This is a genomic window from Rhodoferax sp. GT1R46 (genome assembly GCF_056521285.1).
In genome coordinates this window covers 555,172-577,477 of record NZ_JBWMBC010000001.1, presented here as the reverse complement: position 1 = coordinate 577,477, position 22,306 = coordinate 555,172, and the positions used below count along the sequence as shown (strand labels likewise).

Annotated in this window: 20 protein-coding genes; 6 read left to right on the top strand and 14 right to left on the bottom strand. The window is 60.2% G+C overall.

Going from position 1 to position 22,306, the window contains the following annotated elements; genetic code table 11:
* Position 1: 1 nt before the first annotated feature.
* Positions 2–1,252, top strand: coding sequence for an EAL and HDOD domain-containing protein (locus AC097W_RS02760; protein ID WP_479600784.1), 1,251 nt, complete (start codon positions 2–4; stop codon positions 1,250–1,252).
* 15 nt (positions 1,253–1,267) lie between these two features.
* Here AC097W_RS02760 and xerD read toward each other — a convergent pair whose 3' ends face one another.
* On the bottom strand, positions 1,268–2,173 hold the full coding sequence (xerD, locus tag AC097W_RS02755; RefSeq protein ID WP_479601285.1) for a site-specific tyrosine recombinase XerD: 906 nt from the start codon (positions 2,171–2,173) through the stop codon (positions 1,268–1,270).
* A 14-nt stretch (positions 2,174–2,187) separates the two neighbouring features.
* Positions 2,188–3,150 (bottom strand): tripartite tricarboxylate transporter substrate binding protein BugE, encoded by a 963-nt coding sequence (locus tag AC097W_RS02750; RefSeq protein WP_479600783.1) that lies wholly within the window; start codon positions 3,148–3,150, stop codon positions 2,188–2,190.
* Positions 3,151–3,220: 70 nt separating this feature from the next.
* On the opposite strand from AC097W_RS02750, the gene AC097W_RS02745 reads away from it, so the two are divergent.
* The 3 genes from AC097W_RS02745 (at position 3,221) to AC097W_RS02735 (ending at position 4,901) form a co-directional block, all read left to right on the top strand.
* Positions 3,221–4,132 carry an AEC family transporter gene (locus AC097W_RS02745; protein ID WP_479600782.1) on the top strand — a complete coding sequence of 304 codons (912 nt, stop codon included), beginning with the start codon at positions 3,221–3,223 and terminating at the stop codon, positions 4,130–4,132.
* A gap of 156 nt (positions 4,133–4,288) precedes the next feature.
* A complete protein-coding gene (locus AC097W_RS02740) occupies positions 4,289–4,492 on the top strand; it encodes a hypothetical protein (RefSeq protein WP_479600781.1) in 204 nt (67 codons plus the stop codon).
* On the top strand, positions 4,473–4,901 hold the full coding sequence (locus AC097W_RS02735; protein WP_479600780.1) for a hypothetical protein: 429 nt from the start codon (positions 4,473–4,475) through the stop codon (positions 4,899–4,901). The genes AC097W_RS02740 and AC097W_RS02735 overlap by 20 nt, the downstream gene beginning before the upstream one ends.
* 5 nt (positions 4,902–4,906) lie before the next feature.
* Here the strand turns inward: AC097W_RS02735 and queG are convergent, their stop codons facing one another.
* Complete coding sequence (gene queG, locus AC097W_RS02730; protein ID WP_479601284.1) at positions 4,907–5,977, bottom strand: tRNA epoxyqueuosine(34) reductase QueG; 1,071 nt, start codon at positions 5,975–5,977, stop codon at positions 4,907–4,909.
* A 27-nt stretch (positions 5,978–6,004) separates the two neighbouring features.
* On the opposite strand from queG, the gene tsaE reads away from it, so the two are divergent.
* Together tsaE and AC097W_RS02720 are read left to right on the top strand one after the other, a co-directional pair.
* The gene (tsaE, locus tag AC097W_RS02725) at positions 6,005–6,511 is read left to right on the top strand and encodes a tRNA (adenosine(37)-N6)-threonylcarbamoyltransferase complex ATPase subunit type 1 TsaE (RefSeq protein WP_479600779.1); all 507 of its coding nucleotides are present in this window, start codon (positions 6,005–6,007) and stop codon (positions 6,509–6,511) included.
* On the top strand, positions 6,508–7,845 hold the full coding sequence (locus tag AC097W_RS02720; RefSeq protein WP_479600778.1) for an N-acetylmuramoyl-L-alanine amidase: 1,338 nt from the start codon (positions 6,508–6,510) through the stop codon (positions 7,843–7,845). Before tsaE ends, AC097W_RS02720 begins: the two co-directional genes overlap by 4 nt.
* Here the strand turns inward: AC097W_RS02720 and AC097W_RS02715 are convergent.
* The 11 genes from AC097W_RS02715 to AC097W_RS02665 all read right to left on the bottom strand — a co-directional run bounded on the left by AC097W_RS02715 (position 7,835) and on the right by AC097W_RS02665 (position 22,306).
* Entirely contained in the window at positions 7,835–8,434 is a 600-nt protein-coding gene (locus tag AC097W_RS02715) for a chemotaxis protein CheB (protein ID WP_479600777.1), read from the bottom strand. The genes AC097W_RS02720 and AC097W_RS02715 overlap by 11 nt on opposite strands.
* The gene (locus tag AC097W_RS02710; protein ID WP_479600776.1) at positions 8,431–10,269 is read right to left on the bottom strand and encodes a hybrid sensor histidine kinase/response regulator; all 1,839 of its coding nucleotides are present in this window, start codon (positions 10,267–10,269) and stop codon (positions 8,431–8,433) included. The genes AC097W_RS02715 and AC097W_RS02710 overlap by 4 nt, the downstream gene beginning before the upstream one ends.
* 148 nt (positions 10,270–10,417) lie before the next feature.
* Positions 10,418–12,655 (bottom strand): putative bifunctional diguanylate cyclase/phosphodiesterase, encoded by a 2,238-nt coding sequence (locus AC097W_RS02705; protein ID WP_479600775.1) that lies wholly within the window; start codon positions 12,653–12,655, stop codon positions 10,418–10,420.
* Between the two features lie 32 nt (positions 12,656–12,687).
* Entirely contained in the window at positions 12,688–15,705 is a 3,018-nt protein-coding gene (locus AC097W_RS02700; protein WP_479600774.1) for a chemotaxis protein CheB, read from the bottom strand.
* Positions 15,706–15,758: 53 nt separating this feature from the next.
* The gene (locus AC097W_RS02695) at positions 15,759–16,415 is read right to left on the bottom strand and encodes a VTT domain-containing protein (protein WP_479600773.1); all 657 of its coding nucleotides are present in this window, start codon (positions 16,413–16,415) and stop codon (positions 15,759–15,761) included.
* Positions 16,416–16,445: 30 nt separating this feature from the next.
* Positions 16,446–17,150: an ABC transporter ATP-binding protein gene (locus tag AC097W_RS02690; protein ID WP_479600772.1), complete on the bottom strand. Its 705-nt coding sequence runs from the start codon at positions 17,148–17,150 to the stop codon at positions 16,446–16,448.
* A gap of 9 nt (positions 17,151–17,159) precedes the next feature.
* Positions 17,160–17,906: an ABC transporter ATP-binding protein gene (locus tag AC097W_RS02685; protein WP_479600771.1), complete on the bottom strand. Its 747-nt coding sequence runs from the start codon at positions 17,904–17,906 to the stop codon at positions 17,160–17,162.
* The gene (locus AC097W_RS02680; protein ID WP_479600770.1) at positions 17,903–18,886 is read right to left on the bottom strand and encodes a branched-chain amino acid ABC transporter permease; all 984 of its coding nucleotides are present in this window, start codon (positions 18,884–18,886) and stop codon (positions 17,903–17,905) included. Before AC097W_RS02680 ends, AC097W_RS02685 begins: the two co-directional genes overlap by 4 nt.
* 9 nt (positions 18,887–18,895) lie before the next feature.
* Positions 18,896–19,780, bottom strand: a complete 885-nt coding sequence (locus AC097W_RS02675; protein ID WP_479600769.1) for a branched-chain amino acid ABC transporter permease — start codon at positions 19,778–19,780, stop codon at positions 18,896–18,898.
* Between the two features lie 14 nt (positions 19,781–19,794).
* Entirely contained in the window at positions 19,795–21,042 is a 1,248-nt protein-coding gene (locus tag AC097W_RS02670) for an ABC transporter substrate-binding protein (RefSeq protein ID WP_479600768.1), read from the bottom strand.
* A gap of 19 nt (positions 21,043–21,061) precedes the next feature.
* Positions 21,062–22,306, bottom strand: coding sequence for an FAD binding domain-containing protein (locus AC097W_RS02665; protein ID WP_479600767.1), 1,245 nt, complete (start codon positions 22,304–22,306; stop codon positions 21,062–21,064).

Below are 22,306 nucleotides of genomic sequence, written 5' to 3'. Positions count from 1 at the left end.
CATGCCAGCCTCCCCGACATTTCCAATTCCGCACGAGCCGGCGGTGCCAGGGGCCATCGCGCGCCAGGCCATCCTCGACAGTCAACGATCCGTTTTCGGCTACGAACTATTTGACCGCTCCGTGCTTGCCAGCGAGCACACCGCCGCCAGCGATGCCCAGTTGCTCTTCAACATGCTGTCGTCTGCGGACCACGAAGCACTTATCGGCAACAAGACCCTCTTCATCAATTGCACCCATGACAGCCTGGCCGGTGCGCATCTTGATTTGATTGCGCCTGAGCGGGTGGTGCTGGAGATACCGCCCCTTCCCCTGTCCCAGATAGACCAGATTCAGGACCGCGTGCCCAGCCTGCAGGATGCCCGCAGACGCGGCTTTCGCCTGGCTTTCGATTACTCGGTGTTGACGCATTCCTATGCACCATGGCTGGCGCTGGCATCCTTCATCAAGTTCGATCTGTCGGTACTCAAGCCCCAGACGGTGGGCTCCTTTGTCAAACTGGCCCGGGAGAAATCTGCTGCCCGGCTGATTGCCGAAAAGGTGGAAACGGCTGCCCAGCATGCGCTGGTATCGGAGTTGGGTGTCGATCTGTTTCAAGGCTACTGGTTTGCCAAGCCGGTGCTGGTGCAAGGGCAAACGGTGCGTCCCGCGCAGGCGACGATTCTCCAGCTCATCAACCTGGTACGCCAGCAGGCCAGCACCGCAGAAATTGAAGAAGTGCTCAAGCGCGACCCGACCCTGTCCTTCAACCTGCTGCGCTTTATCAACTCCGCCGGGTTTGGCCTGGCGGCCGAGGTCACCTCGTTCAAACACGCCGTCATGCTCCTGGGTTTGAAACGCCTGTTCAAATGGGCGGTGCTGCTGATGACCACCTCGTGCGCAGGCAACACCCCGCCAGCTGTTGGCACCACCGCCGTGGTTCGGGGGCGACTCATGGAGCTGCTGGGTGCCGAAATTTTGACGCCCGATGAATGCGACAACGCGTTTGTCGTAGGCGTTTTCTCGCTTCTCGACACCATGCTGGGCATGTCCATGGAAGCGGCACTGGATACGGTTTTGCTGCCCGATACGGTGACGCAAGCCCTGCTGCACCGCACGGGGCCACTGGCGTTATTTCTGGAACTCACCATCGCCTGTGAAACCGGGGACGACGCCGCATTTGCCCACGCCGCCAACCTGCTGGGACTCAGCAGCAATCAGGTCAACTGGGCGCACCTGCAAGCCCTGGCCTGGGCCGAAACGCTGGGGGAATAGCGCAGCGGGCCGCTTTTAGCCGCGCGGATGGTGTTGCGCGTGCAAGGCCGCCAGCCGCTCCCGTGCAACGTGGGTGTAAATAGTGGTGGTTGAAATGTCGGCATGGCCCAGCAAGAGCTGCACCGCGCGCAAGTCTGCACCATGGTTGAGCAAATGTGTGGCGAACGCGTGGCGCAGCGTGTGGGGTGACATGGGCACCCGAATGCCTGCCGCCAGGGCATATTTTTTCACCACCATCCAGAACATCACCCGCGACATGGCACTGCCCGCTGTAGCCCCCCGGACGGTGATAAACAGATCGTCGGTCTGCTTGCCTGCCAGCAATTCCGTGCGGGCGGCACCCAAGTACTGGCGCAGCCAACTGCTCGCCACTTCACCAAACGGCACCAGGCGCTCCTTGCTGCCTTTGCCCAGTACGCGCAAGACGTTGTCGTTAAGGCTCAGATTGAACGTTTTCAGCGTGACCAGCTCGCTCACCCGCAGCCCGCTGGCGTACATCAGCTCCAGCATGGTGCGATCGCGCACGCCCAGCGCCTGTGCAGTGTCTGGCGCGGCCAGCAAGGCCTCCACCTGGGCCTCGCTCAGGGTTTTCGGTACCCTCAGGGCCTGCCTTGCCGACTGCAGCTTCAAGGTGGGGTCGGCCTGCGTCAGGTGCTCACGCAGCGCCCAGCGGAAATAGCGTTTTAAAACCGTCAAACGCCGGTTGGCCGTAGTCGCTTTGGTGAGCGCATGCCGTTCGGCGAAATAATGTTGCAAGTCCAGCTCGGTGGTCTCGTTCAGGCTGCGCGAGCGTCTTGCCAGCCAGTGGGCGAAGAGGGTCAGATCGCGCCGGTACGCCGCCAGGGTATTTTTCGACAACCCCTCTTCCAGCCAAAGCGCATCGATGAAGGTGTCGATGCCAGACTGGCTGGCGGCCGTCATCTCTATCGGGTCCGTCATTCCAGGCGCAGTTTGGCAGAATCCACCACCTGTTTGTACACCTCGTACTCGGCCTTGATCTGGGCAGAAAACTGCTCGGGTGTGTTGGCTACCACCAGTGAACCGGTCTCTTCAATGCGTTTTTTCACCGCCGGGTCTTCCAGCACCTTGCGCACCGCTGCGTTGATTTTTTCCACCACGTCCTTGGACATTCCCTTGGGGCCGTATATGCCGTAGAAGGCCATGCGATTGACCGCCTCCAGACCTACTTCCTTGAAAGTCGGCACATTGGGCATCTGGGCCGACCGCTGCGGCGCAGCCACCACAATGGGAATCAACTTGCCAGCCTGAATGAACGGCATGGCTGAGGGCATATTGTCAAAAATCATGGGCACTTGGCCAGCCACGGTGTCATTCAACGCAGGACCCGCACCGCGGTAAGGTATGTGGGTGATGAAGACACCGGTCAGGCTCTTGAACAGCTCCGTCTGCAGATGCCCAATGCCGCCTGTGCCCGATGTGGCATACGAATACTTGCCGGGATTTTTCTTCAGCTCGGCCATGAAACTCTTGTAGTCGCGGGCCGGGAAACTGGGGTGCACCGCAATGACATTGGGTGTGGCTGCTACGTTGATGATGGGCGTGAAATCAGTCAGCGGGTTGTAGGGGTTTTTGGGGTTGATGGCCGGGTTGGCCGCGACCGTGGACACGGTTGCCATGCCCAGGGAATATCCGTCGGGCGTGGCCTTGGCGGTCTCGTTCGCGCCCACCACACCACCGCCACCCGCCTTGTTTTCCACGATCACGCTTTGACCCAGCACTTTCCCAAGGGGGTCGGCAATGGTGCGGGCAATGATGTCGGTGGTACCACCCGGTGCGAAGGGCACCTGCAACTTGATGATCCGGTTGGGGTAGCCCTGCGCCAGCGCAACGCTGGAAGCCGCCAGAAGGCTCAGTGCAAAGAGGGTACGAAGGCGCATGGTGGTGTTCTCCTGTAATTCGATTGAACTTGTCTTCCGCTGCAATCTTACCGGCTGGTATCCTCTTCGCGTGAATTACGCCCAACTGCTCTTCCCCGATTTCTCCCTTATCTTGTGCGGCTATCTGGTCTGCCGGTACACCGCGCTGAACAGGGCTGTCTGGGAACAGGTTGAAGCACTGGTGTACTTCTTCCTGTTTCCGGTACTGCTGTTTCATTCCATCGTGAAAAGCCCACTGGACTTGGGCGCAGCGTCCCGGTTGATGGCCTCCGGCTGGGCCATGGGGCTGGCGGGTATCGCCATGGCCTACGCCTTGCCCCACATTCCCCTGCTCAAGCGGTGGATCAACCTTCGCGACCATGCCAGCAGCGCGCAGGTGGCATTTCGCTTCAACTCGTTCATCGGTCTGGCGATTGCCGAGCGCCTGGCGGGCCCCCAAGGCCTGCAACTCATTGCCGTACTGATTGGCGTGTGCGTGCCCCTCATGAATGTGGGTGCGGTATGGCCCATGGCCCGCCATGCGCAACGGGGTTTTGTGCGCGAACTGGTGCGCAACCCGCTGATCATCGGGACGGCGTCGGGACTGGTTGCCAACCTGCTGGGGTTCACCATGCCGTACTGGCTGGAGCCCACGGTGACCCGCATTGGAGCGGCATCACTGGCATTGGGCCTCATGGCCGCCGGTGCGGGAATGCAGTTGAGCGCGTTGGCGAGGGCCAAGACGCTGGCGGTCTCGGTGTTGACCATCCGCCACCTGCTGCTGCCACTGGTGGCGCTGGGGGTATCGCAGGTCTTCGGGTTGAACGCGGTAGAGACCACCGTTTTGCTCGCTTTCTCGGCTCTGCCCACCGCGTCCAGTTGCTACGTGCTGGCCAGTCGCATGGGCTACGACGGCGCCTATGTCGCAGGGTTGGTCACATTGTCCACCTTGCTGGGCATGGTCAGCCTGCCGTTTGCGCTGGGCGTTTTGCGACAGGGCTAGGTGCGCTTCTGCGCTATGTGCGTCACCGCACGGAATCGCGCGCGGTCTTTTACTAACCTTGACCTGTCTACATGGTGAATTGACCGTGTGAACCGGGAGCCGCCGTGCATGCGTCTGGTATCCCGACCCCCACCACCCGCATGCAGGGAAACCACCATGATCCTCGACCCGCTCAACAACCGATTCGACGAGCCCAGTGGCAAAACAGAGGAAGTCGCCGACAAGTTTGGCGGCGGCAGAGCCTTGGTCGACAAAGGTTGGGTCAAGCGAAGGATTGGCAGCTTCCAGTCCACCCGCGTCGATGCTGTGCCGGGCCACACCATCACCGGAGCTGATGATCTTGACCGTACTCAGTCATGAACTAGCCGAAGGCTTCGGGCCGGTTGAAATCAGGCATGTTCTCGCGGCGCTTGCGGAGGATGTCGCAGCCCTGCCACAGGCTGCGGTTCCCCTGGTGGGGGCATTCATCGCCACACAACCGGGTCTCGCTCCATGGCTCTACTCCTGGGTCATGGCCCAGCTTGGCACGCGAACGTATCTGGGTGCCGTGTCGCCAGCCGCTGAGGCGATCATGCGCATCTGTGAATTCTCCAAATACAAGGAACTGGAATTCGCCCAGGACGAAATCAATGCCCAGTTTGCGCTGCTCAAGGCGCTGGAGCTGGAAAGCGCCTTGCGTGCTGCCGTCGCGTTCATGGTGAGATTCGCAGACCGGCTTGCGATGGCACGTGACCTCCTAAAGAACTATCAGCCAGAGATGGTTTCGTGACAGCGTCATTGCTGCAATGCCCACGCCACGTGCTCGCGCACCAGTGCGCTGGGGTACTCGGACCGGCTCTGCAGGGCCGCCTTCACCGCGTTGATCGCCTCGTCTACCGCACCCTGCCCGACCCGCAGTGCCCGAAGTGCCCGCCTTTCATTGCCCAGCGCCACCGCAATATTGCGCAGCCAGCGTTCGTGGCCAATGCGCCGAATCGGGCTGCCCTCGGTGCGTTGTAAAAACTCGGCTTCCGTCCAGCCAAACAATTGCACCAGTTGCTCGCCGCTCAAGCCCTCACGGGGATCAAAGTCCGCAAGCGGGCTGCGCTGCGCAAACTTGTTCCAGGGACACACCAGCTGGCAGTCATCGCAGCCATAAATACGGTTGCCCAACAGCGGGCGCAACTCCAGTGCAATAGGCCCGGCATGCTCAATGGTCAGATACGAAATGCAGCGCCGCGCATCCAGCCGGTGGGGGGCCACGATGGCCTGCGTGGGGCAGACGGCAATGCAGGCGTTGCAGGTACCGCAGTGCTCCTGCACCGGCTCGCTGGCGGGCAGCGCAACATCCACATAAATCTCGCCCAGAAAAAACATCGACCCCGCCTCGCGGTTGAGCAGCAGCGTGTGCTTGCCACGCCAGCCCTGTCCGCTGCGCGCAGCCAACTCGGCTTCCAGTACGGGCGCCGAGTCGGTGAACACACGGTAGCCAAAAGGGCCAATCGCGGTGGCAATGCGGTCGCTGAGCTTTTGCAGGCGGCTGCGCAAGACCTTGTGGTAATCCCGCCCCCGGGCATACATCGACACAATGCCCTCGCCCGGACGCTGCAGGCGCTCCAGCTCTACCGTCTGCCAGCCCTCGGGCGTGGTCCGGGGCAGGTAGTCCATGCGCGCCGTGATCACACAGACGGTGCCGGGCACCAGCTCAGCGGGCCGCGCGCGTTTGAGGCCATGGTTTTCCATATAGGCCATGTCACCGTGGAAACCACGCGACAACCAGGCCACCAAACCGGCCTCGGCGGAAGACAAATCCACACCGGTCACGCCAATTTGGGAGAATCCCAGTTCCCGGGCCCACGCCTGCATTTGCGAAACCAGTTGGTTGCTATCGAATTGAATGCTGTTGATCGTCACACCCCTATTGTAAAAACACTGCTATGGCCCCACGAGGAGGCCACGCAGGCGTTTGCCATGCGTCTGGCCGCACAGCCGTCCATCCGGAATGCCTTCATTGCGCTGCATGGCGATCTGGGAGCCGGCAAGACCACGCTGGTGCGCCATCTGTTGCACGCACTGGGTGAGCGCGGGCGCGTCAAAAGCCCCACCTATGCGGTGGTAGAGCCCTACGAACTGCCCGGTTTGAACGTGTGGCATTTCGACTTTTACCGCTTTGCCGACCCACGCGAGTGGGAAGACGCGGGCTTTCGGGACCTCTTTGCCAGCGCCGGCCTCAAACTCGCCGAATGGACTGAAAATGCGGGCCCCATGCTGCCCCAAGCCGATCTGGAAATAACCCTGCTCACCACCCTTGACGCCGCGCGGCAGGTGACCCTGACCGCCCACACCCCCACGGGCCTGGCCTTGCTGCACGCAGCAGAACCGAACGGAGCCCCTGCGTGAAGCGCCGCACCCTCCTGCAAACCGGCAGCATCGTGCTGGCATTGGGCCTGCCCCATCTGGCACGCGGTGCCACCATCCTGACGGTGCGCGTATGGCCTGCACCGGAATACTCACGCGTCACCATTGAATCCGATGGTGCGCTCACAGCCAGGCCCCAGTTTGTGCCCAGCCCACCGCGCCTGGCCGTGGACATCGAGGGCATTACCCTAAACCCGGCGCTCAAGGAACTGGTAGCCAAGGTCCGTGCTGATGACCCCAACATTGCCGGCATTCGCGTGGGGCAGTTCGCGCCCGATGTGGTGCGACTGGTCATCGACCTGAAGCTGCCCATTCGCCCTCAGGTGTTCAAGCTGACACCCGTAGCGGCCTACCAGCACCGGCTGGTTTTTGACCTCTACCCCTTGCAGGAAATTGACCCGCTGGAGGCCCTGATTGCCCAGCGCCTGGGTGACAGCACACCCGCCCTGCCCGCCTCCGCGCCCGCCCACTCTGGGGCGGACCCTCTGGGTGACCTTATCACCCAGCAAGCACAAAAACCAGGCTCAAGCGCTCCTAAATCTGTAGCAGGTAGCGGAGCATCCACGGGGTCTAGCGGCCAGAATGGCACTGACAGACTCATCATCGTCGCGCTGGACCCCGGCCACGGCGGCGAAGACCCCGGTGCAATTGGCCCGGCCGGTACCCGCGAGAAGGACGTGGTGTTGCGCCTGGCCCACCTGCTGCGCGACCGCATCAACGCCACCACGGTCAATGGCAACACCATGCGCGCCTACCTGACTCGCGATGCCGACTTTTTTGTGCCCTTGCAGGTGCGCGTGCAAAAAGCCCGCCGGGTGCAGGCGGACCTTTTTGTGAGCCTGCACGCCGACGCGTTTTTCACACCCGACCCGCAAGGCGCCAGCGTGTTTGCCCTGAGCCAGGGCGGCGCGTCCAGCAGCGCCGCACGCTGGATGGCCGCCAAGGAGAACAAGGCCGACCAGATTGGCGGGCTCAACATCAAGGCCAAAGACGCCTCGGTGCTGCGCGCCATGCTGGACATGAGCACCACCGCACAAATCAACGACAGCCTCAAGCTGGGCAAAACACTGCTGGGGGAAATTGGCCGCGTGGGCAAGCTGCACAAACCACGGGTGGAGCAGGCGGCCTTTGCCGTGCTGAAGGCGCCCGACATTCCCAGCGTGCTGGTGGAAGCTGCCTTCATCAGCAACCCCACGGAAGAAGCCAAACTCAACAGCGAGGCCTACCAGCACCAGCTGGCCGACGCACTGATGCGCGGTATTGAAGGTTATTTCAGCAAAAACCCGCCACTGGCGCGCAACCGCATCAGCAGTTAGTTTCGGGATGGGGGGCAGTCCCCTCGCTTTGGCGGGCAATGCGCACAATTTCCTTGGCGATATCTTCTGGCGACAGAATGAAATCGATGCACCCACTGGCAATGGCGCTCTCGGGCATGTCGGGCTGGCTCGCGGTATCCAGTTTTTGTGCGATGGTAATGCCGCCCACTTGCTGGATTCCGCACATTGCGACCGCGCCGTCCCCATCGTAGCCAGAGACAATCACCGCAATCAGCTTGCCGTCCCAGTGTTCGGTGAGTGAGCGCAAGAAAACCGTGATCACATCCGGCCAGCCGCGCGGCTTGGAGATCGGCAGCAACTGAAACGATTCACCATCGACGTGCAGGTCCCGGTTAGCCGGGATGATGAACACACGGTTGGGCTCAATCAGCAGATTTTCCGTAATGAGATCGACCGGCATGGTGGTGTAACGCGGCAACACTTCATGCAGTTGGGTCGGCATGAGGGTGATGTGGTTCACGATGACGATGGCCACACCCATGTCACACGGCAGGTTTTGCAACAAGCGTATGTACGCGTCCAGCCCACCAGCGGAGCCACCCACGCACACTATCGGGAAATTTCTCATAGGGAAGCTGCTTCGTGATCACTGGGTACAGCCGGCTCTTGTGCCAACTCCAGCGCGTGCTCCAGCACCAACAGGAACTCAGTGATCCTGATCGGCTTGGTGACGTAACAGAAAAAACCCGCTTGCAAGCCTTCAGTAATATCGCCGGGCATTGCGTTGGCGCTCAGGGCCATCACGGGAATGTGCCGGGTCGTGGCGTCTCCCTGCAAAATCTTCAACGCCTCCAGGCCACTGATGCCCGGAAGATTGATGTCCATCAGAATGACATCGGGCTGGTGGGCCTGCGCCAGCGCGATGCCTTGCAACGCGTCTGCGGCAGTCAACAAGCGCACGTTGGACAGACGTGCCACCAGCTCCTCGACCAGCTGGAGGTTGGCGGGGTTGTCCTCCACACACAGCAAGGTCTTCGGCACTGCGTTGGGCAGCGTCACCCGATGGCGCACCGTCTCTGCCTCTTCCCTACCCACGATTGCCTGGGGTGCCGCCACGGTATTGATTTCGATCCAGAACACACTGCCTTCGCCGACGGTGCTTTGCACCCCAATTTCGCCCCCCATCAATTGGATCAACCGTTTGCTCACCACCAGGCCGATACCGGTGCCTTCTACCTTGGTGGCCTCCTGGCCCAGGCGGTTGAACGGCTGGAACAACTGCGCCAGTTTGTCCTCGGACAGCCCTTCGCCCTTGTCGCGCACGCTGATGCGCAGCCGGTTCGATGGCCGCAGGCTGTACGCCACTTCAACCGCTCCGCCGGCGCGGTTGTATTTGACTGCGTTGGAGAGCAGATTGATCAGCACCTGCTTGAGGTGTATCCGGTCGGCATGGACAAACGGCGTGGTCTCGAATGTGGGGAAACTGATGGCGATGCCGCTCTTTTGCGCCAGCGCCTCAATCATGGCCTGGCAGTCAATCAGCAGATCAGGCAAGGGCACCGGCTCCATGCACAGGGACAGCTTGCCCGACTCGATCACCGCGAGATCCAGAATTTCGTTGACCAGCTCCAGCAAATACCACCCAGCCTTGAGAATCTGGTCGATTCTGGCCTTTTGCGTGAGCGTGGGCGGCGGTGTGCCTGCCTCAATCAACTGGGCAAAACCGAGAATCGCATTGAGCGGGGTGCGCAGTTCGTGGCTCATGCTGGACAGAAATTGCGATTTGGCCAGGTTGGCCTTGTCGGCTACGCGCTTGGCACCTTCCAGCTCGGTATTCTTGGCTTGGAGATCATCTTCCATCCGCTTGCGGTTCGAGATGTCGCTTAGCACCACGCGGTGCACCACCATGCCCTCGGCGTCTTGCGTGTCCGTCGCCACCACGTGGGTCCACAGCGGTGTTCCATCGGGCTTGACGATGCGGATTTCGCACGATTGCGCTTCGCCCAGCTCCAGAAGTTTTTTGCGATGCAGGTGGTAGGTGTCCTGGTCGGCCATCAGGACGAAGCGGGAGATGGGCTGGTTGATCAGCCTCTGGCGGGTTACGCCCAGCAGGTTGGCCGCGGTGAGATTGGCCTCCAATATCAATCCCTGCGCACTGAGGGTGCAATAACCCACGGGAGCCAGGTCATACAGGTCGAAATAGCGAGACCGGGCAGCGTCGAGTTCCAGCTGAGCCCGGCGCAACTCCTCGTTCTGCATTTCCAGCTCAATCTGGTGCACGCGCAGGTCGTGCAGGATGGCCTGGATTTCTTCGGGAGACAGGGTTGCCAAACTATCAAGAGGCCGAGTGTCTTGGGCTGAAGCTATCGCGTCAGCGCGTCGGCGCCGAATCGGCTCAATGGCCGCATGATCACCCTGCATCCGTGGCAGAGCGCAAGTGGGGCGGTAATTCTGCGGACTCATATTCATGACTCACTCTGAAAAACGCACACAAATCATGGTACCGCAAAAGGATTTCACAAAAATTGCCCCCTTACGAACTGTTACGGGAATATCACGGGACTGTTGATTAATATCAATTCAATAGCTGTCAACGCAGTTCTGCCGGGGGCTAAGCCAGGTTTTTGTCGCTGAAGTGGGCAATATCGCTGACGGGTGCCGCGCGGCCAAAGTAGTCGCCCTGGTAGCCATCGCACCCGATGCTTGCCAGGGAATGCTGCTGCTCGGCGGTCTCAACGCCCTCGGCAATCACCTTCAGGCCGAGGCTGTGACCCAGTGCGATGACTGCGCCTGCGATCACCGCGTCGTTGGGGTCGGTCAGCAGGTCACGTACAAACGACTGGTCAATCTTCAGTTGGTCCAGCGGCAACCGTTTGAGGTACGAGAGTGACGAATACCCGGTGCCAAAGTCATCCAGCGAGAAGCCAATGCCATGCACCTTCAGGGCATTCATTTTGGCAATGACCGTCTCCACGTTGTTGATCAGCAAGCCTTCGGTCAGCTCCAGTTTGAGCTGCAGCGGACTGGCCCCGCTGTGCGCCAGCGCGGACAGCACCTGGTCTACAAAATTGCCCTGGTGGAACTGATGGGCACTGACATTCACTGCAATCGTCAAATGCGCCCTTTCGGGCTGCGCCGCCCATTCGGCCAATTGGGCGCAGGCCGCCTCCAACACCCATTGACCCAGCGGCAGAATCAACCCGGTTTCCTCCGCCAGCCCAATGAACTCGACGGGCGGCACCAGTCCGCGTTGCGGATGCTGCCAGCGCACCAGCGCCTCCACCCCGGTGAGATGCCCTTGGTGGGACACCTGGACCTGGTAGTGCAGCAGAAACTGCCCCTCCCGGAGAGCACCGCGCAAATCCAGTTCCAGTGCCGCTCGGGCCGTGACCACCGCCTGCATCTGGGGGTCGAAAAAGCGCAAGGTGTTGCGGCCCGCGGCCTTGGCCTGGTACATCGCCAGATCAGCCCGCTTCAGCAGTTCATCAATGCTCACTTGTTGATTGGCAAACAGGGTGATGCCAATGCTGGGGGTGCAGTGGTATTCGTGGTTGCCCAGCTGGTAGGGCAGATTCAGTGCGGCCTGGATTTTTTCCCCCACGGTTTCGGCCTGGTTGGCGGCGTCCTGTGCGTTTTCGCTCAGGTCCTCCAGCATCACCACAAATTCATCTCCGCCCAGGCGGGCCACAGTGCCAGCGTCGCCGATGCAGGTGGTCAGGCGACTGGCCACCTGCTCCAGCATCTGGTCACCCTGGTAATGACCCAGGGTGTCGTTCAGCGTCTTGAAGTGGTCCAGGTCGATAAACATCAGCGCGCCCTGGCGCCGGTGCCGGGCACCGGCCGTCAGTGCCTGGGCCAGCCGGTCCATCAGGAGGCGCCGGTTGGGAAGACCGGTCAGCGGGTCCAGGAAGGCGAGCCGGCTGATTTGCTCGGCAGCCGTCTTGCGCACCGTAATGTCGGTGAAACTGGCCACATAGTGCGTCGTCAGCCCGGCGCTGTCTTTCACGGCCGTAATGGTGAGCCATTCGGGGAACAACTCGCCACCCTTGCGCCGGTTCCAGAGTTCGCCTTGCCACATGCCGATCGACGTCAGGCTGCGCCACATGTCCGCATAAAAAGCCGCATCGTGACGACCTGAACTCAGAATGCGTGACGTTTTGCCGACAGCCTCCTGAGCCGTGTAGTCGGTAATCGCGGTGAACGCCTGGTTGGTCCGCAGGATGACGCCCGCGCTGTCCGTGATGAAGATGCCTTCCTGTGACTCGAAGGCGGTGGCCGCAATGCGAAGCTCATCATCCAACCGTCTGCGCGCGGTCACATCGTTCAGCACCATGCGCAGCACTGGCGCACCGTTTTCTGCGTTCGCGGCAATCACTTGTAGATGGGCCCAAAACCAGGTGCCATCGCTTTTGTTCATTCGCAACTCGCACCCTTCTGCACCATCCGCATCCCGAAGCTGCTTGCGGAACAGGTAATAGACGTCCTGATCATCTTTATGGATGAGGCGAGAGATGGGCCGGTCGATCAGCTTCGCACGGGCAATGCCCAGCAGCTTGGCCGCGGTAAGGTTGGCCTCCAGAATCAGTCCCTGCTCGTCCAGCGTGCAATAGCCCACCGGCGCCAGGTCATACAGATCGAAATAGCGATCCCGAAGCGCATCCACCTCCAGCTGCGTTCGGCGCAGCTCTTCGTTTTGCAACTCCAGCTCAATCTGGTGCACCTGCAGCTCGTGCAGCATGTCCTGGGCTTCCTTCGGGAACTGGCTTTCCAGACTGCCAGGGTACCGGGCGGCATGGTCCGCAACCCGGGTTTGTGCCCGGCGGCGTTGATCGAGGCGTCTTTCAATCATGGTTTGCTATACCTTTTATAGCTACTCACGCACTAAGCACCGGGGCTAGCAGAATGTAAGCGCTCTGTCGTGGCGATGGCATACACCTGCCCGGTCTCGTTAACCAGGGCGGTCGCGGTGATCTGGACCAGCAGCGTTGCACCGGCTTTGGTCAGCCGCTCTGTCGGATAGGGCACCAGCGTGTCGCCTCGTCCCAGCTGCTGCAATTGATCCAGGGCGTTTGCACGCAGGGCAGCTGGAATGCGATCCTGTACGTTCATCAACAGCGCCTCGGCCTCGCTCCAGCCATACATGCGCACAGCGCCAGGGTTCCAGGCGATGGTGCGGCCACTCAGATCCTGCACCGTGATGGCATCGCGCGCATCGCGCACCACCACAGCCAGGCGGAGCAGCTCATTGGCTTTGTGCAAGGTCTCACGCGACTTGACCATCTCGGTAATGTCCAGAAACGACAGCACAGCCCCCTCGATGACGTTTTCCAGCGTTCGGTAGGGCTGGATGCGCATCAAATACGACTTGCCCGCCACCGTCTGCACCTCAACCTCTTTGGGCACCAGCCTGTCCAGCACAGCCTGGGTGTCCGCTTCCAGACGGTCGTAGCCAACCAGATTGGCGACAATGTGGCCCACCGGCCGACCCACATCGGTTTGAATCAGGTTGATGATCTGGGTCACCGCCGGGGTGAAGCGCAGGATGCGCAGATCGTGGTTGACAAAAACGGTGCCTACGCCGGTGCCCGCCAGCAGGTTGTTCATGTCGTTGTTGGCCCGCGACAAGTCCATCACCTTGGTTTGCAGCTCGGAATTGACTGTGGCCAGCTCCTCGTTGACGGACTGCAATTCTTCCTTGGAAGTCTCCAGTTCCTCGTTGGTGGACTGCAGTTCTTCGTTGACGGACTGCATTTCCTCGTTGGACGATTTCAGCTCTTCATTGGATGTCTCCAGCTCTTCATGGCTGGTCTGCAGGTACTCGTCCTTGGTCCGCAGTTCGTGCTGGAGTGCGGCAATGCGGGCTTCGGCCTGCGACTCAGCCTTCTGGTCCACCGCCACATCACCGACGCTGGCGTCCTGAGGGGCAGCTGCTTTCGCTGCAACGTCCGGGATCGTTGCCTCTTGCAACAGTACCAGATACAGAGACGACTCCGCTGTGGCTCCCACACCCACGCTTACCGGGCAAACGCTCACGTCGACACCGGTGACGTGGTCGTTGGTTTTAACTCGCAAACCATGCGCATGCGCGGCTTCCTGGGTACTTGCGGCTTTGCGCAGCGCGCCATCCAGACCGGGCCGCAACCCGTCACGGGCCATTTTCAGGATGTTGTTGATGCCGGCTTCGCCCGATGCAGGCTCCAGATAATTGCCCGTGCGGCCATACAGGTAAAGAATGTCACCCTGGCGGTTAACGAGCGCGCTGGGCGGCGCCACCTGCTTCAAGAGCGCCTGCTCGGTCACCTCCCGCAGAGGGAGCTTGGCGGGAAAGACCGCCTTGGTGTCGTTTGCAGTAGGCACAGTGTGGGTCAATTCCATTGGGGTCATAAAGCGGCTGGCAGTGGCGCGCGCCAGACCATGTACATCCGGCTTGCGCCGGTACAGCTTGGCCTTGCGGTCCAGCACGGTAAACAGGTCGTGAAAATCACCGATGCTTTCCGAGCTGCCCAGAAAAAGCATGCCCCCTGGATTGAGCGCATAGTGAAACAGGGGGATCAGCCGCTTTTGCAGGTCTGCATCCATGTAAATCAGCAGATTGCGGCAAGTGAGCAGGTCAAGCCGGGAGAACGGAGGGTCCTTGAGAACATCCTGCTCCGAGAAAACCAGCATATCCCGAATGCCCTTGACCACACGGTAGCCGCTGCCATCGGGTTCAGGCGTAAAGAAGCGCGCCAGCCTTTGCGGGGAAATGTCAGCGGCGATGCCTGCCGGATAAAAACCCGCACGCGCCGTCGCGATGGCCCGGCTATCGATGTCGGTGGCAAATACCTGCGCTGCGCAGCTTTGCTGAAGCCCATCCATGAACTCCTGCAAAAGGATGGCTATCGAATAAGCTTCCTCGCCGGTCGAGCACCCGGTGGACCAGACCCGCACCGGGCTTCCAGGCGCCTTGCTATCGAATAGTTTGGGAATGATCTGCTCTTCCAGTTCCTTGAAGAGGTCCGGATCGCGAAAGAAATTGGTGACGCCGATCAGCAGGTCGCGAAACAGGGCTTCCACCTCGGTTGGCGTTTGCTGCAGGTACTTGACGTAGCTCGCTATTCCTTGAATCTGGTGAACCGCCAGGCGGCGTTCAATGCGCCGGTTGATGGTGCTGGGTTTGTATTGCGAAAAATCGTGCCCGGTCTGGGCACGCAGCAGGACAAATATCTTTTTGAGCGCGTTCTCGGTTTTGGGCGCGTCAGGATGGGCGATCTGCGGGAGTTTGCCGTAGGCATGGGTCGCGTAAGCGATGAGCTGGACGGCCATCTCGGCTGGCAACAATTCGTAGTCCACCACACCCGTGCCCAGCGCACTGCGGGGCATGCCATCGAACTCGGTGGACTCAGGCGTCTGCACCATGACCATGCCACCCACGTCCTTGATGGCCCGCACGCCCAGCGTGCCGTCACTGCCCGTGCCGGACAGAACAATGCCAATGGACCGCTCGCACTGGTCTTGTGCCAGTGAACGAAACAAAAAATCGACGGGCAACCGCTGACCGCGCGGCGCAGAGGGTTCCAGCAAGTGCAGACAGCCACGCAGGAACGCCATGTCACGGTTTGGCGGAATGATGTAGACGTGGTTGGGCTGAACCGCCATGCCGTCTTCTACCTCCAATACCTGCATGCGGGTGCTGCGCTGAATCAAGGCGGTAAGGATGCTCTTGTGGTCCGGGGCCAGATGCTGCACCAATACAAAAGCCATGCCAGGATCAGTGTCGGTGGGCATTCCCGAAAAGAAGGCCTCAAATGCCGTCAGACCGCCGGCTGATGCGCCGATGCCAACAACCGGGAACCCAGCACCGTGCGCTTGGGAGGCCGCCTCGGTTGCCTTGGCTTTGGTCCTCTTTTCGTCTGTCATGCGGGTCTCCGATAGCAACACCGAGTCGCTTGGAGTCCATTGTCGACTATTACCTATGCCCGTGCCGAAACGGCACCCTTGCGCCGGGACTTCCAGGCGCCAAACACAATCACCAGACCGGGAATCAGGATCATCGCCCAGATGATCTTGTCCAGGTGCGCCTTCACCCAGGGAAAGTTGCCAAAGAAATAGCCGATGGTGACGATGCCGCCGACCCACAGAGCCCCACCCAATACGTCGAAAAATATGAAACGGGTACGCGTCATTCGGGCGACCCCGGCAACAAAGGGCGCGAAGGTGCGCAAAAATGGCATGAACCGCGCCGCCACGATGGTGATACCGCCATAGCGCTCGTAAAAAGCATGCGCAGCGTCAAAGGCAGCCCGGTTGAAAAAGCGCGAGTCTTCCCACTGGAACACCTTGGGGCCGAAATAGCGCCCAATGTGGTAGTTGGACTGATTGCCCAGCACCGCTGCGGCAAACAGCAGACCCACCGAGAGTGGGTAGCTCATCAGGCCGACGCCGCACATGGCGCCCACCACAAACAAAAGGGAGTCACCCGGCAAAAAGGGCATGACCACCACGCCGGTTTCCACAAAAATGATCAGAAAAAGCAGTGCGTAAACCCACAGGCCGTACTGGGTGACAAACGCCTCCAGGTATTTGTCTACGTGCAGGATGAAGTCGATGAGATAAGTAACAAGTTCCATGGGAGGAGATTATCTCCGCCCTTTCACCCATCACACTGCGCAGTATTTCTCCTGAATTTCCGCATTCTCCAGCAACTCCTGGGCGTCGCCCTGGTGAACGATGCGACCCTGGTCCAGGATGTAGGCCCGGTCCGATATGGACAGGGCGCGTTCCACGTTTTGCTCCACCAGCAAGATGGTGGTGCCCTTTTCCTTCATGCGGGAAAACAATTCAAACATCTCGTGCACCAGCAGCGGCATGATGCCCTCGGAGGGCTCGTCGAGCAGGATCATGCGGGGGCGCGCCATCATGGCCCGCGCAATAGCCAGCATCTGTTGTTCGCCACCCGACAGTGAAGTTCCTTCCTGGTGCAGGCGTTCCTTGAGACGGGGAAAGGTCTCCGCTATTTCATCGATCATTTCGGCCATCTCGCCCCTGCGGTTGCTGGCCAGCAATCCCAGCTGAAGATTCTCAAGAACCGACAATCCCGGCACAATGCGGCGCTCTTCAGGCACGTAGGCCAAGCCCCGGTGGTAACGCACATGGGGCGGCAAACCAAGCAGGTCCTCACCGTCGAAAAGCACCTGCCCCTTGCACTTGTTCAACAGGCCCATAATCGTGCGCAAGGTCGTGGTTTTTCCGGCACCGTTGCGGCCCATCAGCGTCACAATTTCACCGCGGCGCACTTCAAAGCTCAAGCCCTGGATCACGTGGCTTTGGTCATACCAGGCATTGAGTTGTTCAACTTTCAGCATGATGCCCTTTCAATTTTGGCCGAGGTAGACACGTCGGACCTCGGCATTGGCCCGAATCTCGTCGGGGTTGCCATCGACCAGTAACTCACCATGGTGCAGCACGATCAGCCGATTGCACAAGCCCATCACCAGCTTCATCTTGTGCTCCACCAGAATCACGGTGCGCTCCTGTGAAAGTTGCTGGATCAGCCCCATCATGACCCGGGTTTCTTCGGGTGACATACCCGCAGTGGGTTCATCCATCAACAGCAGCTTGGGGTCGCACGCCAGCGCCATGGCAACTTCAAGGGAGCGTTGCTGGCCGTGCGCAAGGTCGCCCGCCAGCTTGCGGCGGATGTCGGCCAGGCCCACCCGCTCCAGCAGTGCATCGGCACGCTCCATCAGCGCGACATACGCACTGCGTGGGCGCAGCAGCTGGAACCGGGAGACCTGCATTTGCAGCGCGACCCGAACGTTCTCATGCGCACTGAGTTGCTTGAAGACGTTGGTGATCTGAAAGCTCTTGGCAATACCGATGCGCGCGAAATCGTGGGGAGCAATCTGCGTGATATCACGGCCTTCAAACAATACCTGGCCCGAACTGGGTGGCACCCCGCCGCTGATGACATTGAAAAAAGTGCTTTTGCCCGCGCCATTGGGGCCAATGATGGCCGTCAGTTCGCCGGCGCGGAAGGCCACACTGACGTTGTTAAGCGCACGGAAGTTTCCAAACGTGCGCGACACCGCGCGAACTTCGAGAATAGGTACCGCGCTCATAGGGCTCTCCCCTGGCGGTTCTGCCAGCGGTCCAGCTGGTACAGCAAGGTGCCCCATATTCCTTTGGGAAAGAACAGCACGAAGAACATGAAAACCAGGCCCACCACGCCCATCCAGTAGCGCGTGAGATTGGTCACCACATCTTCCAGGAGCAGAAACACGGCTGCACCGACAAAGGGACCAAAGAATGTCCCCATTCCGCCAAGCAGACACATCATGACGGCCTGACCCGACTGCAAATAGTGCAGCGAATCAATGGGCACAACCGACAGGTGCAGCGCCCGCAGCGCACCCGCCAGCCCACAGATGCCCGCCGACAGCACAAAGACCAGAAGCTTGGCCCTTGCGACGTTGTAGCCGCAGGCGGCCGCACGCTTTTCGTTCTCGCGAATTGCTTCAATCACGGCACCAAAAGGCGAGTTCAGGACGCGGGAAACAAACCACAGCGCCAGGGCCACGAACGCCAGGATGACGTAGTACTTGTTCAGCGGATTCAGAAAGTCGATACGGATGCCCGGCAACTCGATGGCATCCACCTTGACGCCCCGCAAGCCGTTTTCGCCACCCGTCCAGCGTTCCGATTTGTAGAAAATGTAGTAGACGATTTGCGCAAGGGCCAGGGTCACCATCGAAAAATAGATGCCCCTGGTTCGAATGGCCAAAAATCCGATGACCAGTCCGGCAAGGCACGACGATGCCACGCCCACCCCAATGGCTGCCCACCAGGGCCATCCCGCAGACACGACCGAGATGCCCGCAAGGTAAGACCCCACCCCCAGAAAGGCAGCATGTCCGAAGGACAGCATTCCGGTGTAGCCAAACAACAGGTTGAAACCGACGGCGTAAAGGCCAAAGATCAGGATGTTGACCGACAAGGCGTCATAGGGCATCAGGAACGGGAAAATGAGCAAAAAGAGCAGCGCAGTGGCCACCCGATGCCCGCGCGCGAAAACCAGGGCTGAAACAAGAAAATTTTTCATAGTGATCGGTCAGCTCATGAGTCCGGCTTTGCCAAAAAAGCCTTGCGGCCGAATCAGCAGCACCACCGCCATCAAAACAAATATCGACAGCTCGCCATACTCGGGTGCCACCAGGGATGTCATGGCAAACACGACGCCCACCAGCAAGCCCGCCACGACCGCCCCGGGCAGAGACCCCATACCGCCAACGACGGTGACGACGAAGGACTCCGCTAGCAGCGGTATGCCCATCTCCGGGTTGACTGCGCGTGTCGGGGCCGCCAGCAAGCCCGACAGACCTGCAATGGCGGTGCCGATACCAAACACCAGCAACCAGACTTTGGAGATGTCAATGCCAAGCACTTTCACGATTTCTGCATCGCGCGAGCCGGCCCGAATGATCAGCCCGTAGCGTGTCTTCTCTATGAACAGCCACAAGCCCAGCACAATCACCGCGGTTGCGGCGATCAGGAACAGGCGGTACAGCGGAAAGTAGCCAAAGCCCAAAAACACGGACCCCCGTAACTCGGGCGGCGTGGAGCTGGGCAGACCTTCAATACCGAAGGTAAACCGCATCACATCAATCAAGACATACGACAACCCGAAGGTCAACAACAACGGGTAGTCAATACCCCGGCCGTACAGCGGCCGCACCAGAAAGCGCTCGCACAGCAGGCCAATGGCACCGGTGGCCAGCGGCACCAGCAACAAACTGAACCAGAAGCTGCCCGTCAGGCCCATGCTGTAGACACCCAGAAAGGCGCCCACCATAAAGAAGGCACCGTGGGCGAAATTCACCACGGTCAGCATGCCGAAAATCAGGGAAAGACCAATCGCCAGGAGCGCATAAATGGCTCCCAGCGCGATGCCCGTCATCAACTGCAAGGCAAACAGTTGGGGTGTGATGTCAAACATGCGAGCGCTTTCGGTTAGATCGAAACCTTGTGGCCCATTTCTTCACAGGTCCGCAGATTTTTTTCATCGGGTGCTTCGATGGCCAACACATTGAAGACGTCGTATTTGTCTTTCATGTTCTTGGACTTGGACTCGACGATCACCACCGACTGCACCGACTGGTGGTCGCACTTGCGGTAGAACTGGTCGCCTTTGTACCAGTTGTAGCGCATCTGGCGCAGCGCAATGCTGACCTTCATCGACTCCGTGGACTTGGCATCACGCACCGCTTGCAGCACGCTGCGCACACCCGCATAGCCCAGAGCGCCGTAGTCCGACGGCACCGAACCACCGTACGCCTTGCGGAATTTGTCATTGAATGCCTTGGCCGCCGGGATCTTGTCTTCCATGCCCCAGTAGTACGAGGTTCCGCCCAGTATTCCGTCGAATGCATCGGCACCACCTGCCTGGCGCGAGGTGTACAGCAGCACGGGCGCAATGATCTTGGTGTTGGCCTTCAGACCGAAGTCTGTCGCCTGTTTGGCAGAGTTCACCAGATCGCGACCGAAATTGCAGAGCACCAGAATATCGGGCTTCAGCGCCTGGATGCGCGGCAAGAATGCGGAGTAGTCGGCTGCGCCCAGGGGGTGACGAATATCGGCAAGCGTTTGCGCCCCCAAAGACTGCCCTGCCCGCTGAAAGCCGCGCACCATTTCGTGCCCATACGCATAGTCCGCCGTCAGGTAAACCACCTTTTTTCCGAACTTGGGAAAAGCGTAGCGTGCCACTGCGCCTGCCGTGAGGTGTGGATTCAGTGCCTCGTGAAAGGTGTACATGCTCCAGTCCTTGGCATCATTGATGGCATCGGACTGGCTGATGGAATTGAACAGTACCTTGCGGTCGCGGCACACCGCATTGATGGACAACTGGGTTGCTGCAGAAAGAGAGCCCACGACAAAGTCCACCTTGTCTTTTTCAATCAGCTCCAGCGTGCGGGTGGCCGCCTCTCCGGGGTTGAGCTTGTCATCACGGACCAGCAACTCCGCCATGCGCCCATTAAAGCCGCCACTCTCATTGAACTCCTTGACGGCTATTTCAGCCGCACGTACCTGGTCCTGTGCCTCAGCGGAAAAGGCTCCCGTCAGCGGCACCGGAAATCCGATCTTGATCGGATTGGTTTGTGCCCGCGCAAGACTCATCCATGCGGGTGTGGCGGCAATGGCTGCCGCACCGACTATCAATGCGCGGCGACCCGGGTTATTGGGGTTTTTATTTGCAGTCATGGTTGTCTCCGGTGGTTTTTCAGGGGGTGAGGGAAAGGGTATGCGTCGACTCGTGTCGAGGCGGCACTATGGACAAATCAATCGCTGTTTCCAGCATCACCGCGCGTGCATCACGCGCGAGCGTTTCAGCAACAGCGCCCGGTGATGCCGAAGCCTGCATATAGGCTCCGAGCCTGCGCGCCCGATCAACAGCGGCTTGACCCGGCAGAAGACGCAACGCCTCAAAAGCCGTCAACGCTGTGGCATTGGCACCATGGGCTGCGATGCAATCGGTCAGCGCCATGGCATCTTGGGCGGCTTTGGTAACACCCATGCCCACATGGGGCCGAGCCACAAAAGCGGCGTCACCCATCAGGGCGATACGGTTGAACGCCATTTGCGCGCTGCGCAAGTCATAGATGGGTTGTAGAAAGGGCTGGGCCGTTTTTTCCAGCATCTCGGCAAACTGCGGGGCCAGGCGTTCGCGGGCTGCCAACCGGACTGCCGCCACCTGCTTCCAGGAAACTTTGTTGGGCGGCAGACCCAGCGGGTAGTGCTGGCCGTCGTCGTCCGTCATGAGGGATTGCAGGGTTCCGTCGTCGGGTGCGGGGCGGTACCAGACAAAGTTGTAACGGCGTTGCCCGGCCTGTACCGAATTGCCTGCTCCGGCTACCGGATAGCCGATGAGTTGCTCACCGGGGGGCAATCCAAACCCGAATGTCTCAAACACGGAATCACGCGTCCGGCGAGAAAGCGCCGACTCCTCACACACGCCGCGCCAGGCGACATACCCTGCATAGGCGACCGGAATCACCGGCGCCAGCCCCCGCCGTACAACCGAGCGGATGCCGTCCGAAGCCACTACGAGTTCAGCGCTAAAAGTGCGGCCATCCTCGCACGCCACTGAAACGCCATCGCTGTTCTGCATCACCTGCTTCACCGACGCACCCTGCACATAGCGATTGGCGGGAAATGCCGCCAGAAGCAGCGCGTACAGCCGACTCCAGGACGTCAGCACCTGCGCAATCATGGCTTTCTCGACCACCGCCCCATTGGTGTCCAGCACCACGCGCTGATCAATGGAGACACCCAGACGGGCATCGTCGGCGATGCCGCAGCGGGCCAAGGCAGTAACCAGCGGCCGATGGCTCACAATGCCTGCGCCCCGGCCATCCAGCGAGTGCACCGTTTTCTCCAGTACGGTCACATCGTGGCCGGCCCGATACAGCATATTGCCAGCCATGAGACCGCCGAGCGAGCCACCGATGACGACAATCCGCGCCAT